Here is a 13,106-nt window from a genome sequence, read left to right on the forward strand (position 1 = left end):
GACCGGAACAGCTACAAGGCCACCATCAGCATCAACATCACCACCCCAGCCGACCCTTGACAGCCCAACCCACGCCCTAACTGAACGGCATTGGGCCTAGTTCTCTTGCTCTTGCGCCTGCTTGGAAGCGGGACTCGGCGCCCAGGGCGGTCATCAGTTCGGCTACTCGGCGGCGGTAGGTGCGGACGCCCAGGCCCAGGGTGCGGGCCGCGGTTTCGTCCTTGCAGCCCGATGCCAGCAGTTCCATCACGCGTGGCGCCAGTGTGGTCAGTTCGGCGTTCTGTGCGTCGTAGACCGCGAGGTCCATCGCCGCGCGCCACGTGGCCTCGAACAGTGACAGGACGTTCTGGACCACGGCCGTCTCGGTGACCACGCCGTAGCTGCGCCGCCCGTCGGCGAGGTCGCCCGCCAGGATCGCGAACCGGCGGTCGATGATGATCGTCTCGTTCACCGAGTCGTTCGTGATGCGGACGGCAGCGTGGTCCGCGACCGACCGCACGTGCTGGGCCGACGACGGGTTGAGCAGCGTCGCGGGCTGGTACAGCTTGCGGACCGTCGGCCTCGTCTCCTGCACCGGCATGTCGGGGGCCCGGTGGGTCGTGGCCCACGTGTTCAGGTCGCGGGCCGCGCAGATGATCTCGCTGGCCGTCGCGAACAGGTGAGCCGTCCGCGCGAACAGCTCCTCCTCGCCCCGCACGACTGTGACCGTCATGCCACCAGTCTGCCCGCGCCGCAACCCGGGCGTCGGAATCGGCAAGAAGTTGCCATTCCGAGCGGGGGGACCCGGCCGTGGACACGCTGGAGTCATGACCACTTCGATCAACGCCGCGGCGGCGGGCACGTGGCAGCTGGGTGACCGCACCGTCAACCGCATGGGCTTCGGGGCCATGCGCCTCATGCAGAACGCCGACGGCACGCCCAGTGACCGCGCACGCGCCACGACCGTGCTCCGCAGGGCCGTCGAGCTGGGTGTCAACCACATCGACACCGCCGCGTTCTACTTCTCGAACCTCCGCTCCGCCAACGAGCTGATCAACTCCGCGCTCGCGCCCTACCCCGACGACCTCGTGATCACCACCAAGGTCGGCCCGGGCCGCGACCCGGCGGGCGGCTTCCACCACGTGCACACGAAGGAGGAGCTGCGCGGCCAGGTCGAGGAGAACATCCGCCAGCTCGGCCTCGACCACCTCGACGTCGTCAACTTCCGCATCGGGCAGACGCTGGACCGCGGCGATGGGTCGCTCGCCGAGGGCTTCGGCGCCCTCGCGGAACTGCAGGCAGAGGGTCTCATTCGGCACCTCGGCATCTCGAACGTCGGCCCTGACCACCTGAAAGAGGCGCTGGACATCGCGCAGGTGGTGTGCGTCCAAAACCAGTACGGGCTCACCACGCGCCGGGAAGACGACGCCCTGGTCGAGCTGTGCGCCGAGCACGGCGTCGCGTTCGTGCCGTTCTTCGCGATCGCCGCCGGGGCCGAGGCGGCCGCGGTCGACGAGATCGCCAGTGCGCACGGCGTGAGCGCGGCACAGGTGCGGCTGGCGTGGACACTCCACAAGGGACCGAACGTGCTCGCCATCCCCGGCACCGGCGACCCGGCGCACCTGGAGGAGAACGTGGCGGCCGCCGGGTTGCGGCTGAGCGACGACGAGCTGGCTCGTTTGGACACGATCGGGTGAACTGGGGCTTGCGTCGGGGCGAACAACGCCGCCGCAGATGTCGGGACTATCACCTCCGGCCGCGCCGGACTGGTCCACACCACCCCTGACCTGCTTACGATTCGCTCGTGACCGACATGGTCTGGATCGTCCTGACAGCCGGTGCGCTCGTCGTCGGCCTGCTGGCCGGTTCGGTGATCGCCAGAGCGAGGTACCGGTCGGCGGCGGAGCCCCCGACCGGCCCGACCATTTCCGTTCTCCTCCAGCGGCTCGTGCAGTCCTCGCACAACGCCGTCGTGATCCTCAACGAGTTCGGCGACGTGGTGCAGTACAACCCGCGCGCCGAGGAACTGGGCGTGGTCCGCAACCGACGGGTCGACGTCCACACCAAGAAGGCCGCCGAGCTGGTCAAGGAGACCGGGGAACCGGTCGAGATCGAGCTGCGCCCGCAGGAGCGCTCCTACGGGCGCGGCCCGGAGGCCGTCCGCGGCGAGATCCGCCCACTCGGCGACGGGTTCCTCGTCGTGGACGCGTCCGACGAGTCCGAGGCGGTCCGCCTGGAGGCCACCCGCCGTGACTTCGTCGCGAACGTCAGCCACGAGCTGAAGACCCCGGTCGGCGCCATGGCGCTGCTGGCCGAGGCGGTGCTCGACTCCGCGGACGACCCGGAGTCGGTCCGCCGGTTCACCGGCAAGATCCTCCACGAGGCCACCCGCCTCGGCACGTTGGTCACCGAGCTGATCGCGCTCTCCCGCCTCCAGGGCGCCGAGCGGCTGCCCGACATGAACGCGGTCGAGGTCGACGCCGTCGTGCGCGACGCGCTGTCCCGGGCGAAGCTGTCGGCCGAGAACACCGGTATCGACATCGCGACCGACGCCGACAGCTGTCTGCTCGTCGAAGGCGACCGCACGCTGCTGGTCACGGCGCTCGCCAACCTGCTGGAGAACGCCGTCGCCTACTCCACGCGGGGCAGCCCGGTCTCGATCAGCCGCCGCCGGGCAGGCCAGTTCGTCGAGATCGCGGTCACCGACCGGGGCATCGGCATCCCGGAGGAGGAGCAGCAGCGGGTGTTCGAACGCTTCTACCGGCTGGACAAGGCGCGCTCCCGCGCGACCGGCGGCACCGGCCTCGGCCTCGCCATCGTCAAGCACGTCGCCGCCAACCACGGCGGCGAGGTCAAGCTGTGGAGCCGCCCGGGCACCGGTTCCACGTTCACCCTGCGCATACCGGCCCACCCCAACTCCGCCAGCGGGAACGGCGTCAACACAGGAGGCAAGCAGTGACCAGGGTGCTGATCGTCGAGGACGAGGAGTCGTTCGCCGACCCACTCGCCTTCTTACTGCGCAAGGAGGGTTTCACGGCCGCCGTGGCGAGCACCGGCCAGCAGGCGCTCGAGGAGTTCGACCGCAACGGCGCCGACATCGTGCTGCTCGACCTGATGCTGCCCGGGATGAGCGGCACGGACGTGTGCAAGGCCCTGCGCCAGCGCTCGACCGTGCCGGTGATCATGGTGACGGCGCGGGACAGCGAGATCGACAAGGTCGTGGGCCTGGAGATCGGCGCCGACGACTATGTGACGAAGCCGTACTCGGCTCGCGAGCTGATCGCGCGGGTGCGTGCCGTGCTGCGCCGCGGCGGCGACTCGCCGGACGGGGAGCTCTTGCCGCAGGTGCTGGCGGCGGGCCCGGTCCGCATGGACGTCGAGCGGCACGTGGTGACCGTCGACGGCGGTGAGATCCCGCTCCCGCTGAAGGAGTTCGACCTGCTCGAGTACCTGCTGCGCAACGTCGGCCGGGTGCTCACCCGCGGTCAGCTGATCGACCGGGTGTGGGGCGCGGACTACGTCGGGGACACGAAGACGCTCGACGTCCACGTGAAGCGGCTGCGGTCCAAGATCGAACCGGACCCGGCGTCGCCGAGGCACCTCGTCACCGTGCGTGGCCTGGGCTACAAGTTCGAATCGTGAAGCGGAAATTTCGGGGGAGCGATCCCCCAGACTCCCGAACCCCCTTCCCATAACGTGATCGCCCTGTAACCTTGCGCCCCGTGCGCCTAGGGGTTCTGGACGTGGGCTCGAACACGGTCCACCTGCTCGTCGTGGACGCGCATCGGGGCGCGCACCCGATGCCGGCCAGCTCCGACGGGACCATGTTGCGGCTTGCCGAGCGCCTGACCGACGGCGGCGACCTGTCCGAGGCGGGCATCGCCGACCTGGTCGACGCGGTCGACCAGGCGAAGAGGTCCGCGCGGAAGCTGGGCTGCGAGGACCTGATGGCCTTCGCGACCTCGGCGGTCCGCGACTGCGGCAACGTCGCGGACGTCCTGGGCCGGGTCCACGCGGAGACCGGGGTGGAGCTGAAGGTCCTGACCGGCACCGACGAGGCGAAGCTGACCTTCCTCGCCGCCCGTCGCTGGCTCGGCTGGTCCGCGGGCAGGCTGCTGGTCATCGACATCGGTGGCGGTTCGCTGGAGCTGGCCATCGGCATGGACGAGGCGCCCGACTACGCGAAGTCCGTCCCCTTCGGCGCGGGCCGCATCACGCGTGAGCGGTTCTCGAGTGACCCACCGAGCAGGGACGAGGTGGCCGCGACCGCCGACTGGCTCGCCGAGCAGCTCGCGCCGGTCGCGAAGAAGATCGCCAAACGGGGCGAACCGGACCGCGTGGTCGCCACCTCGAAGACGTTCCGCACGCTCGCCAGGCTGACCGGCGCCGCGCCGTACTCCGCGGGCCCGAGGGCGCGCCGGGTGCTCACCGAGCCGGGGTTGCGGCAGCTCGTCGCGTTCATCACGCGGATGAGCGCGGCGGACCTCGCGGAGCTGGAGGGGGTGAGCCCGAACCGGTCGCACCAGCTCGTCGCGGGGGCGCTGGTGGCACAGGCCACGATGCGTGCTCTGTCACGGCAGGAACTCGAGATCTGCCCGTGGGCGTTGCGTGAGGGAGTCATCCTGCGCCGGCTCGACCAGGCGAATGGGGAGGAGTCGTGATGCTCGGCGAACACCCTGCGGTGCGGCCGTTCATAATGGCGGTCGATCCCTGCGAGCATGAAGGGCAGTCGCGCGTCGCCGCTGGACGATTCGGCCGGCGCCGGGCACGGTGGAGTCGATGAGTCACGAAGGCGGACCCGAGCAGCCGCAGCGCACGGTCGCGGAGCTGCTCGCCAAGTACGGCGCCGAGTCGGGCGAACGCGCCCCCCGGCGGCGTCGTCGGCGTGCGGACGACGTGAGCGACACCGGTGCGCAGGCGATCATCGACCGCGTCCTGTCGGAGTCCGGTGAGCTGCAGGCCATCCGTGACGACATGCCGCCGCCGGAACGCACCTCGCACCGCAGGGGCCACTCGACGGGCCAGTACCCGCGCCCGCAGCGGCAGCAGGAACCGCCGCCACCGCCCCGCCGCCAGCCGCCGCAGCCGTCGCAGCAGCTGCCGAGGCCGCTGCCCGCTCCGCAGCCGGCCCCGCCGCCGCAGCCGTCCCAGCCACTGCCGAGGCCGCAGCAGTCGTCGGGCCGCATGCCCGCCATCTCCCGGCCGAGCGAACCGACCACGCCGGTCCGCGGCAACCTGCAGCCGTCACAGCAGCTGCCCAGGCCGCAGCCGTCGCAGCCGATGCCGCGCCCGCAGCCGTCGCAGCGCATGCCGCTGCCCCCGCCGCCGGGCGGCACCCGGGACCGCAGCGGCGTCCAGCCGTCCCTGCGTTCGCGGCTGGACGGCGTCGAGGCGCCCCCGCCGCCCCCGCCGATGCCCGCGGCGCCGCCGGAGCCGACCACGGAGGAGCTGCCGAGGGTGCCCGGCCGCATCCCGGTCGACGGCTCGATGACCGGCCGCCGCCCGGTGCCCGGCGCGGACAGCCGCACCCGCGTCCAGCCGGTGTACCCGCCGCCGCACGACCCGTACGCGGACGTGCCGGAGAGCGACGAGTACCCCGCCGCCGACCCGGACGACCGCTACGACTCGGCCGAGTACGAGAACCTGGTCGAGGAGGACGCGCGCGAGGACCGCGACTACGACCGCGACCTGGACGAGCTGGAGGACGACGACCTCGACGAGGACGACGACGACCGCGTCCGGTCGCCCGCCAAGGAGTGGGCGATCATGGGCGGCCAGCTCGCGCTCGGCGTCATCGGCGGTGCCGCGATCTGGCTCGGGTTCAACTGGCTGTGGGGCTTCATGCCCGCGGCCGCGCTGGTCGCCGCGCTCGCGGTGATCGTCGGGCTCGTGCTGATCGTCAGGAAGATCCGCCGCGCCGAGGACCTGCAGACCACGTTCCTCGCGGTGCTCGTCGGCCTGGTCGTGACGGTGTCGCCCGCCGCGTTGCTGTTGCTCAACAAGTGACGATCAACGTCGGCGTCTCGACCGCCTCGGTGTGGCCGCAGACCGCGACCACGGCGTTCGAGCTGGCCGCGACGCTCGGCTACGACGGCGTCGAGCTGATGGTCTGGGCCGACCCGATCAGCCAGGACCCGGCGGCGATCCGGCGGCGGTCCCGGCAGTTCGGGGTGCCCGTGCTGGCCGTGCACGCCCCGTGCCTGCTGATCACGCAGCGGGTGTGGTCGCCGCGGCCGGAGGAGCGGCTGCGCCGCTCGGTGCAGGCCGCGCAGGACCTGGACGCCTCGACGGTGGTGATCCACCCGCCGTTCCGCTGGCAGCGCAAGTACGCCGAGGGGTTCGCCGACCTCGTGCGCGAGCTGGAGGACTCGTCGGGGGTCGCGATCGCGGTCGAGAACATGTTCCCGGTCCGCCGGTTCGGCAGGCAGGTGTCGGCGTTCGACCCGTCGATCGACCCGACGGATGTCGGCTACCGCAACTACACGCTCGACCTGTCGCACACGTCGGCCGCGGGCGAGGACGCGCTGGCGCTGCGCGAACGCATGGGCGCGGCCCTGACCCACCTCCACCTCGCCGACGGGACGGGCGTGCCGCGCGACGAGCACCTCGTGCCGGGCCGCGGCACGCAGCCGTGCGCGCAGGTGTGCGAGTCGCTCGCGGAGGACGGCTTCGCGGGCCAGGTCGTGCTGGAGATCAACACCCGTCGCGCGCGGACGGCGGCGGAACGCGCCAAGGACCTCGCGGAGGCGCTGTTGTTCGCGCGGCTCCATCTGGGGCAGTGAGCGGAGCTTGCGGAGCGAACCATGGGCAGTGAGCGGAGCTTGCGGAGCGAACCATCGGCAGTGAGCGTTACCACCTCGTCGGTCCCCGTCCACGAGCCGTAAGCCACCCATGGATGACCGGCGAGCCGTAAAGTCCCGGCTGTGCACCCGCTTCGTAGCCTGATCCTGGCCGCGGCCGGTAACGACGTGATCCGTCGTCTGGTCGCGACCGCCCCGGTGAGCCGGGACGTCGTTCGTCGATTCGTGGCAGGCGAGACCACCGCCGACGCGATCGAGGTCACCAAGAGCCTTGTGGACAAGGGGCTGACCGTCACCCTCGACTACCTGGGCGAGGACACCACCGACACCGGCCTCGCCGAGCAGACCGTGCAGGCCTACCTCGAACTGCTGGACGGCCTGCACCGCGACGGTCTCGCCAAGAGCGCCGAGGTGAGCGTGAAGCTCTCCGCGGTCGGTCAGGCCCTCGACGAGGGCCTCGCGCTCGAGAACGCGGCCCGCATCTGCGCGAAGGCGCAGGAGTGCGGCACGACCGTCACCCTCGACATGGAGGACCACACCACCACCGACTCCACGTTGCGGGTGCTCGCGGAGCTGCGTGCCACGTACCCGTGGGCGGGCGCGGTGCTGCAGGCCTACCTGCGCCGCACCGAGGACGACTGCGCCCGGCTCGCGACCGACGGGTCCCGCGTGCGCCTGTGCAAGGGCGCGTACGCCGAACCGGCGACGGTGGCGTTCCCCGACACGCACGACGTGGACCGCAGCTACGTCCGGTGCGCCAACACGCTGCTGCGCGGCGACGGCTACCCGATGTTCGCCACCCACGACCCGCGGCTGGTGGAGATCGTGCACGCCCGTGCGGAGGCGCTGGACCGCAAGCCGGGTAGCTTCGAGTTCCAGATGCTGTACGGGATCCGGCCGGACGAGCAGCTGCGGCTGGCGGGGCTCGGGCACACGGTCCGCGTCTACGTTCCCTACGGAGTGCAGTGGTACGGCTACCTGATGCGCAGGCTGGCGGAACGGCCCGCGAACACCGCGTTCTTCTTGCGCGCCTTGGTATCCCGCAAGTAAACGCGTTTCGGGTACCGCGATCTGATCAAGCTCCCCCGGACGTGGCAGGGTAATAATCATGAGCAGTCTTGCGGGCCAGGGCGACACGCGCCCGGGACACGGTGGCGCCGGTCCCTTCACGACCGCGTCGCGCGTGCGCTCACTCGGTGACGGCACGTTCGCCGCCACCCTGTCGGGCTCGTGGACGATCGGCGGCAAGCCCCACGGCGGGTTCCTCCTCGCCGTGCTGGCCCGTGCCGCGGTGGCGGCGGCGGGCAGCGGTGCGCCGGTGGCCGACCCGCTGTCGGTCAGCGCGCAGTTCCTCCGCGCCCCGGAGCCGGGCCCGGTGCTGGTGCGCACGGAGGTACGCAAGACGGGCCGTCAGGCGACGGTCGTCGCGGTGCAGTTGGAGCAGCGCGGTCAGTCGTGTGTGGAGGGCGTGGTGACCACCGGGCGTCTCCCCCGCGAGCGGGCCACGTGGTCGGACCTGCCGAACCAGCCCGCGGAGCCACCGGGCAACGCACTCGACATCTCGGCCTTGCCGATGGCGTCGGTGTTCCGGCTCACCGAGGGCTGCGACGTGCGCCTCGACCCGAACGGCGCGGGCTTCCTGCACGGCCAGACGAACGACCCGCCCCGCCTGCGCCTGTGGGCGCGCCCGCGCGGCGAACAGGTCGACCCGATGTTCGCGCTGCTGGCCGGGGACATCTCGATGCCGGTCACGTTCAACCTCGGCCGCTTCGGCTGGACCCCGACCGTGCAGCTCACGGCGTTGCTGCGGTCCCGGCCCGCCCCGGGCTGGCTGCGCATCCACGTCGACTGCCGGGCCGTGCACGGCCCGTGGTTCGACTCGGACGCGACCGTCGTGGACTCGACGGGCCGCCTGATCTGCCAGTCCCGCCAGCTCGCGCTGTCCGCGAAGGCCTAGAGCCGGTCCACGAAGTCCTTGGCCTGCTTGAGGCCCCAGCCGGTGTCCTCGCGGACGAGCTTGACGGCCTGGATGGTCCTGCCCGCCGCCAGTAGGTCGCGGACCTGGGCCATGGCGGCCAGGCTGAGCTCCGCACGTGGGGGCGCAGGAGGCTCGCCGGTGGCGGTCAGTGCGTCCACGTACTGCTTGGCGTCCTTCAGCCCCATGCCGGTGTGCTGACGCAGCTCCCTGATGGCGTGTATCGGCTTGCCCTCGGCGGCCAGCTCACGCACGCGCACCAGCTGGTCCGGGTTCTCGTGGTGTGTGGGCGGCGGCAGGCGCTCGACGTACTCCTTGGCCTCGCGCAGGCCCATGCCGGTTGCGTCGCGGAGCTCCTTGATCGCGTCGATCTTCTTTCCCCGCGCGAGCAGTGCCTGGACCCGGTCGGTGACGCGCCTGCTCGGCTCCGGGGCCAGGGCGAACACGTGCTCCTTCGCCTCGCGCGGACCCATGCCGGTCGCCTTGCGCAGCTCCCTGATCGCGACGATGGCCCTGCCGTCCTCGACCAGCTCCCGCAGCCGCGCGTCCAGCTCCGGCGTCACGGGCCGCCGCTCGGTGGGCGTGCGGCGGCGCAGCGCGAGCCAGCCGCCGAACAGGACCAGGGCGATGACCACGCCCAGCAGGATCTGCGTACCGGTCGACATACCTCGAGAACCTAGCGTGGCACGCTGTCCCGCATGACCAACGCCATCGCGGTGCTCGGGGCCGGCAAGATCGGGGAGGCGCTCCTCTCCGGGCTGCTCAACGGCGGCCGCCGGGTCGACGAGCTCATGTTCACCGAACGGCACCCGGAGCGGGCCGCCGAGCTGACCACGCGCTACGGCTTCCGCGCCGTGGACGTCGCCACCGCCGCCAAGGACGCCGACGTCCTCGTCGTGGCCGTCAAGCCGCAGGACATCGAGCCGCTGCTGGACGAGCTGGCGCCGAACATCGGGCCCGCCACGCTCGTCGTGTCGCTGTGCGCCGGTCTGCCGACCGCGCTGTACGAGCGGCGGCTGCCCGACGGCGTGCCGGTCGTGCGGGTCATGCCGAACACGCCGATGGTCGTCGGCGAGGCCATGTCCGCGATCTCGCCGGGCAGGCACGCCACCACCGAGCACCTGGCGACCGTCGAGGAGCTGCTGTCGGTCGTCGGCATGGTGGTGCGGGTGCCCGAGTCGCAGCAGGACGCCGTGACCGCCCTGTCCGGGTCCGGGCCCGCGTACTTCTTCTACCTGGTCGAGGCCATGATCGACGCCGGGATCCTGCTCGGGCTGCCGCGCGCGGTGTCCGAGAAGCTGATCATCCAGTCGGCCGTCGGCGCCGCCACGATGCTGGCGAAGACCGGCGAGCACCCCGTGACGCTCCGGGAGGCGGTCACCTCCCCGGCGGGCACGACCATCATGGCCATTCGTGAGCTGGAGAAACACGGGGTGCGGGCCGCGCTGCTGGCCGCCATCGAGGCGGCACGTGACCGGTCGCAGGAGCTGGGCCGCCAGCACGAGGTGGACTGATCTTTCGGAGTCAATTACGCCCACGGGATCGCATTCGTCACACCAGTCCCGCTAGTCTCGGGAGAAGCACGTGCGTGTCGATACCGTCAGTGGGGAAGCTGACGGCGCGACACGTGTCGAAGGACGCGGTGAGCATGCCGGCGAACAGGAAAGAACCGGAGCCGCCTGGTCTCGCACAGGTGCGGTTCCTCACGGTGGCCGAGGTGGCCACGATGATGCGGGTCTCGAAGATGACCGTGTACCGGTTGGTGCACAACGGAGAGCTGCCCGCGGTGCGAGTGGGCAAGTCGTTCCGGGTACCGGAACAAGCAGTGCACGACTACCTGCGTAGTGCGTACTTCGACGCCGGGTAGAGAGCCGGTGCGGACCGCCTCATGACGCCCGGGTAATCTTGACGCTCGTTGCCTGGTGTCATGGGGCGCGTCCGTGGCCGGACTGGTCGGTGGTCGTTGCCGTTCCAGGTTCACCCGACCACCGACTGAAGCAGAGGTTCCGCATGGGCTCGGTCATCAAGAAGCGCCGCAAGCGCATGTCCAAGAAGAAGCACCGCAAGCTGCTGCGCAAGACGCGCGTTCAGCGTCGCAAGCTGAAGAAGTAGTTCGCGCGAGGCCGGGGTGGATGTCCGCCGAACGAGTGACATCCACCAATACGGCATGTGACCTGCGTTAATTACTCGTTGCCAGCGACAAGTCGATCACGATTCGGATGTAGAGTTCCTTCTGGTCCGCCACTGTGCTAGCCGGATCGCTTCCACGTTCGTGATCGGTCATCGGAGTCGTATGGCGCCCAAAGTCGTCCTCGTCACCGGTGTCGCCGACCAGCTCGGCGGCCAGTTGGCCGCACGGTTGGCCGACGACCCCACCATCGAACGGGTTCTGGGCGTGGACACGGCGCCACCATCCGTGTCACTGGCGAGCCGCGCCGAGTTCTACCGCGCGGACATCCGCAACCCGCGGATCGCCAAGCTGATCGACTCGGCGAAGGTCGACACCGTCGTGCACGCGGCACCGCGCTCCGGCGCGGCGTTCAAGGAGCACAACGTCATCGGCACGATGCAGCTCCTGGCCGCCTGCCAGCGGTCCCGCACGGTGCGCAAGCTCGTGGTGAAGTCGACGGCCGAGGTGTACGGCGGCGGTGCCGGTGCGCCCGCCGTGTTCACCGAGCAGGACGCGCCGGACCGGGGTGGCGACGCGGTCGAGATCGAGGGCTACGCCCGGGGTCTCGCGCGCCGCAGGCCCGACGTCTGCGTGACCACGATCCGGCTGGCCGAGGTCATCGGCCCCCGCGTGGACAACGCGCTGACCAGGTATTTCTCGCTGCCTGTCGTGCCGACCGTGCTCGGGTTCGACGCCCGCGTGCAGTTCGCGCACGTCGCCGACGCGCTCGCGGTGTTCGAGCGCGCCATCGCCCACGAGTTGCCCGGCGTGTTCAACGTCGGCGGCGACGGGGTGTTGATGTTGTCCCAGGCCATCCGCCGCGCGGGCCGTGTCCCGCTGCCGGTGCCGAGGGCCGCGATCGGGCCCGCCACCCGCCTCGCGGGCGGCCGGGTGGAGCTGTCGCCGGGGCTGTCCCGGCTGCTCAGCCATGGCCGTGTCATCGACACGACCCGGCTGAAGACGACGTTCGGGTTCACGCCGAAGTGGACCACCACCGCTGCGTTCGACGACTACGTCCGCAGCTTCCGAGCGGAGCTCGCGTAGCGAGCGTCATTGCTGATTCTTCCAGCAGCACCTCTGAGGGGAACGACGACCGTGCCGGTCCAGGAAGCCGACGTCATCCAACTGCCGACGGCGCGCACCGACGCGCCACCGCGGCCGACGCGCAAGCTCGCCTCGGTCACCGAGCTGCGCCCGCCCCGCCCGCCCCAGTCGCTCACCGAGTTCGTCCGCGGGCGCCTGACCGGCGACTACGAGGTCGACGAGTTCGGGTTCGACCCGCAGCTCACCGACACCGTCCTGATGCCGCCGCTGCGGATGGTCTACGAGAAGTGGTTCCGCGTCGAGGTGACCGGTGAGAAGAACCTGCCGCTCGACGGCGGCGCGCTGATCGTCGCCAACCACTCGGGGACGTTGCCGTGGGACGCGGTGATGACCGCCGTCGCCGTCCACGACAACCACCCGCGCGGCAAGCACCTGCGGATGCTCGGCGCGGACCTGGTGTTCAAGGTGCCCGTGCTCGGCACGCTCGCCCGCCGCACCGGCCAGACCCTGGCGTGCGGCGCGGACGCGCAGCGGCTGCTGAAGGCCGGTGAGCTGGTCGGCGTGTGGCCGGAGGGCTTCAAGGGCATCGGCAAACCGTTCAGCGAGCGGTACCGCCTGCAGCGCTTCGGCCGCGGCGGTTTCGTCGCGACGGCCGCGAAGGCCGGGGTGCCGATCATCCCGTGCTCGATCGTCGGGGCGGAGGAGATCCACCCGAAGATCGCCGACATCAAGCCGCTCGCGAAGCTGCTCGGCCTGCCGTACTTCCCGGTCACGCCGTTCTTCCCGCTGCTGGGCCCGCTCGGCGCGATCCCGCTGCCGACGAAGTGGCGCATCGACTTCGGCGCGCCGGTCCGCACCGACCTCGCGTCCCCGGACGCCGCCGACGACCACGCGTTCGTGCTCGAGGTGGCCGCCGAGGTCCGCGAGACCATCCAGCGCACGCTGGACAGCATGGTCGCGGAACGAGAAAGCATCTTCCACGGCTGACCCGCGAGTCGCGCCCACAAACACCGCGAGTCGCGCTCACAAACACCGCGAGTCGCGTTCTCAGGACTACCGAGTTGTGGGGGGGGGGGGGGGGGCGCGGGGCGGGGGGGGGGGGGGGGCCCGAAAAACCCAACGTAGAGACAACGAGACA

15 protein-coding genes are annotated in these 13,106 nt (G+C 71.0%); 13 read left to right on the plus strand and 2 right to left on the minus strand.

Annotation, left to right across the window (positions count from 1 at the left end):
• Window positions 1–76: 76 nt before the first annotated feature.
• The gene (locus tag ACIBVP_RS33255) at window positions 77–712 is read right to left on the minus strand and encodes a DNA-binding response regulator (RefSeq protein WP_396110395.1); all 636 of its coding nucleotides are present in this window, start codon (window positions 710–712) and stop codon (window positions 77–79) included.
• 94 nt (window positions 713–806) lie between these two features.
• Here ACIBVP_RS33255 and ACIBVP_RS33260 point away from each other — a divergent pair, with 94 nt between their 5' ends.
• The 8 genes from ACIBVP_RS33260 (at window position 807) to ACIBVP_RS33295 (ending at window position 8,736) form a co-directional block, all read left to right on the plus strand.
• Window positions 807–1,676 carry an oxidoreductase gene (locus tag ACIBVP_RS33260; RefSeq protein WP_396110396.1) on the plus strand — a complete coding sequence of 290 codons (870 nt, stop codon included), beginning with the start codon at window positions 807–809 and terminating at the stop codon, window positions 1,674–1,676.
• Window positions 1,677–1,792: 116 nt separating this feature from the next.
• Window positions 1,793–2,938 carry a sensor histidine kinase gene (locus tag ACIBVP_RS33265; RefSeq protein WP_396110656.1) on the plus strand — a complete coding sequence of 382 codons (1,146 nt, stop codon included), beginning with the start codon at window positions 1,793–1,795 and terminating at the stop codon, window positions 2,936–2,938.
• Complete coding sequence (locus ACIBVP_RS33270; protein ID WP_396110397.1) at window positions 2,935–3,621, plus strand: response regulator; 687 nt, start codon at window positions 2,935–2,937, stop codon at window positions 3,619–3,621. The genes ACIBVP_RS33265 and ACIBVP_RS33270 overlap by 4 nt, the downstream gene beginning before the upstream one ends.
• A gap of 80 nt (window positions 3,622–3,701) precedes the next feature.
• Window positions 3,702–4,640: a hypothetical protein gene (locus tag ACIBVP_RS33275; protein ID WP_396110398.1), complete on the plus strand. Its 939-nt coding sequence runs from the start codon at window positions 3,702–3,704 to the stop codon at window positions 4,638–4,640.
• A 118-nt stretch (window positions 4,641–4,758) separates the two neighbouring features.
• Window positions 4,759–5,985, plus strand: coding sequence for a hypothetical protein (locus tag ACIBVP_RS33280; RefSeq protein WP_396110399.1), 1,227 nt, complete (start codon window positions 4,759–4,761; stop codon window positions 5,983–5,985).
• The gene (locus ACIBVP_RS33285; RefSeq protein ID WP_396110400.1) at window positions 5,982–6,761 is read left to right on the plus strand and encodes a sugar phosphate isomerase/epimerase family protein; all 780 of its coding nucleotides are present in this window, start codon (window positions 5,982–5,984) and stop codon (window positions 6,759–6,761) included. The genes ACIBVP_RS33280 and ACIBVP_RS33285 overlap by 4 nt, the downstream gene beginning before the upstream one ends.
• A gap of 141 nt (window positions 6,762–6,902) precedes the next feature.
• Window positions 6,903–7,829 carry a proline dehydrogenase family protein gene (locus ACIBVP_RS33290; RefSeq protein WP_396110401.1) on the plus strand — a complete coding sequence of 309 codons (927 nt, stop codon included), beginning with the start codon at window positions 6,903–6,905 and terminating at the stop codon, window positions 7,827–7,829.
• A gap of 58 nt (window positions 7,830–7,887) precedes the next feature.
• Complete coding sequence (locus ACIBVP_RS33295) at window positions 7,888–8,736, plus strand: thioesterase family protein (protein ID WP_396110402.1); 849 nt, start codon at window positions 7,888–7,890, stop codon at window positions 8,734–8,736.
• Here the strand turns inward: ACIBVP_RS33295 and ACIBVP_RS33300 are convergent.
• Complete coding sequence (locus ACIBVP_RS33300; RefSeq protein WP_396110403.1) at window positions 8,733–9,419, minus strand: ribosomal protein L7/L12; 687 nt, start codon at window positions 9,417–9,419, stop codon at window positions 8,733–8,735. The two genes, ACIBVP_RS33295 and ACIBVP_RS33300, sit on opposite strands and share 4 nt — an antisense overlap.
• A gap of 33 nt (window positions 9,420–9,452) precedes the next feature.
• Here ACIBVP_RS33300 and proC point away from each other — a divergent pair, with 33 nt between their 5' ends.
• The 5 genes from proC to ACIBVP_RS33325 all read left to right on the plus strand — a co-directional run bounded on the left by proC (window position 9,453) and on the right by ACIBVP_RS33325 (window position 12,955).
• A complete protein-coding gene (gene proC, locus ACIBVP_RS33305) occupies window positions 9,453–10,268 on the plus strand; it encodes a pyrroline-5-carboxylate reductase (RefSeq protein ID WP_396110404.1) in 816 nt (271 codons plus the stop codon).
• A gap of 134 nt (window positions 10,269–10,402) precedes the next feature.
• Window positions 10,403–10,621, plus strand: a complete 219-nt coding sequence (locus tag ACIBVP_RS33310; protein ID WP_396110405.1) for a helix-turn-helix domain-containing protein — start codon at window positions 10,403–10,405, stop codon at window positions 10,619–10,621.
• Between the two features lie 143 nt (window positions 10,622–10,764).
• Window positions 10,765–10,866 carry a 30S ribosomal protein bS22 gene (locus ACIBVP_RS33315; protein ID WP_018684825.1) on the plus strand — a complete coding sequence of 34 codons (102 nt, stop codon included), beginning with the start codon at window positions 10,765–10,767 and terminating at the stop codon, window positions 10,864–10,866.
• A 181-nt stretch (window positions 10,867–11,047) separates the two neighbouring features.
• On the plus strand, window positions 11,048–11,968 hold the full coding sequence (locus tag ACIBVP_RS33320; protein ID WP_396110406.1) for an NAD-dependent epimerase/dehydratase family protein: 921 nt from the start codon (window positions 11,048–11,050) through the stop codon (window positions 11,966–11,968).
• Between the two features lie 51 nt (window positions 11,969–12,019).
• Entirely contained in the window at window positions 12,020–12,955 is a 936-nt protein-coding gene (locus tag ACIBVP_RS33325; protein ID WP_396110407.1) for a lysophospholipid acyltransferase family protein, read from the plus strand.
• Window positions 12,956–13,106 lie beyond the last annotated feature (151 nt).

The organism is Actinophytocola sp. NPDC049390 (genome assembly GCF_044466355.1).
GTDB lineage: Bacteria > Actinomycetota > Actinomycetes > Mycobacteriales > Pseudonocardiaceae > Actinophytocola.

Excerpts from the sequence above, each read along its gene's own strand:
- ACIBVP_RS33255 (WP_396110395.1), bottom strand. The coding sequence starts at position 712 with ATGACGGTCACAGTCGTGCGGGGCGAGGAGGAGCTGTTCGCGCGGACG.
- ACIBVP_RS33260 (WP_396110396.1), top strand. The coding sequence starts at position 807 with ATGACCACTTCGATCAACGCCGCGGCGGCGGGCACGTGGCAGCTGGGT.
- ACIBVP_RS33265 (WP_396110656.1), top strand. The coding sequence starts at position 1,793 with ATGGTCTGGATCGTCCTGACAGCCGGTGCGCTCGTCGTCGGCCTGCTG.
- ACIBVP_RS33280 (WP_396110399.1), top strand. The coding sequence starts at position 4,759 with ATGAGTCACGAAGGCGGACCCGAGCAGCCGCAGCGCACGGTCGCGGAG.
- ACIBVP_RS33295 (WP_396110402.1), top strand. The coding sequence starts at position 7,888 with ATGAGCAGTCTTGCGGGCCAGGGCGACACGCGCCCGGGACACGGTGGC.
- ACIBVP_RS33300 (WP_396110403.1), bottom strand. The coding sequence starts at position 9,419 with ATGTCGACCGGTACGCAGATCCTGCTGGGCGTGGTCATCGCCCTGGTC.
- proC (WP_396110404.1), top strand. The coding sequence starts at position 9,453 with ATGACCAACGCCATCGCGGTGCTCGGGGCCGGCAAGATCGGGGAGGCG.
- ACIBVP_RS33310 (WP_396110405.1), top strand. The coding sequence starts at position 10,403 with ATGCCGGCGAACAGGAAAGAACCGGAGCCGCCTGGTCTCGCACAGGTG.
- ACIBVP_RS33315 (WP_018684825.1), top strand. The coding sequence starts at position 10,765 with ATGGGCTCGGTCATCAAGAAGCGCCGCAAGCGCATGTCCAAGAAGAAG.
- ACIBVP_RS33320 (WP_396110406.1), top strand. The coding sequence starts at position 11,048 with ATGGCGCCCAAAGTCGTCCTCGTCACCGGTGTCGCCGACCAGCTCGGC.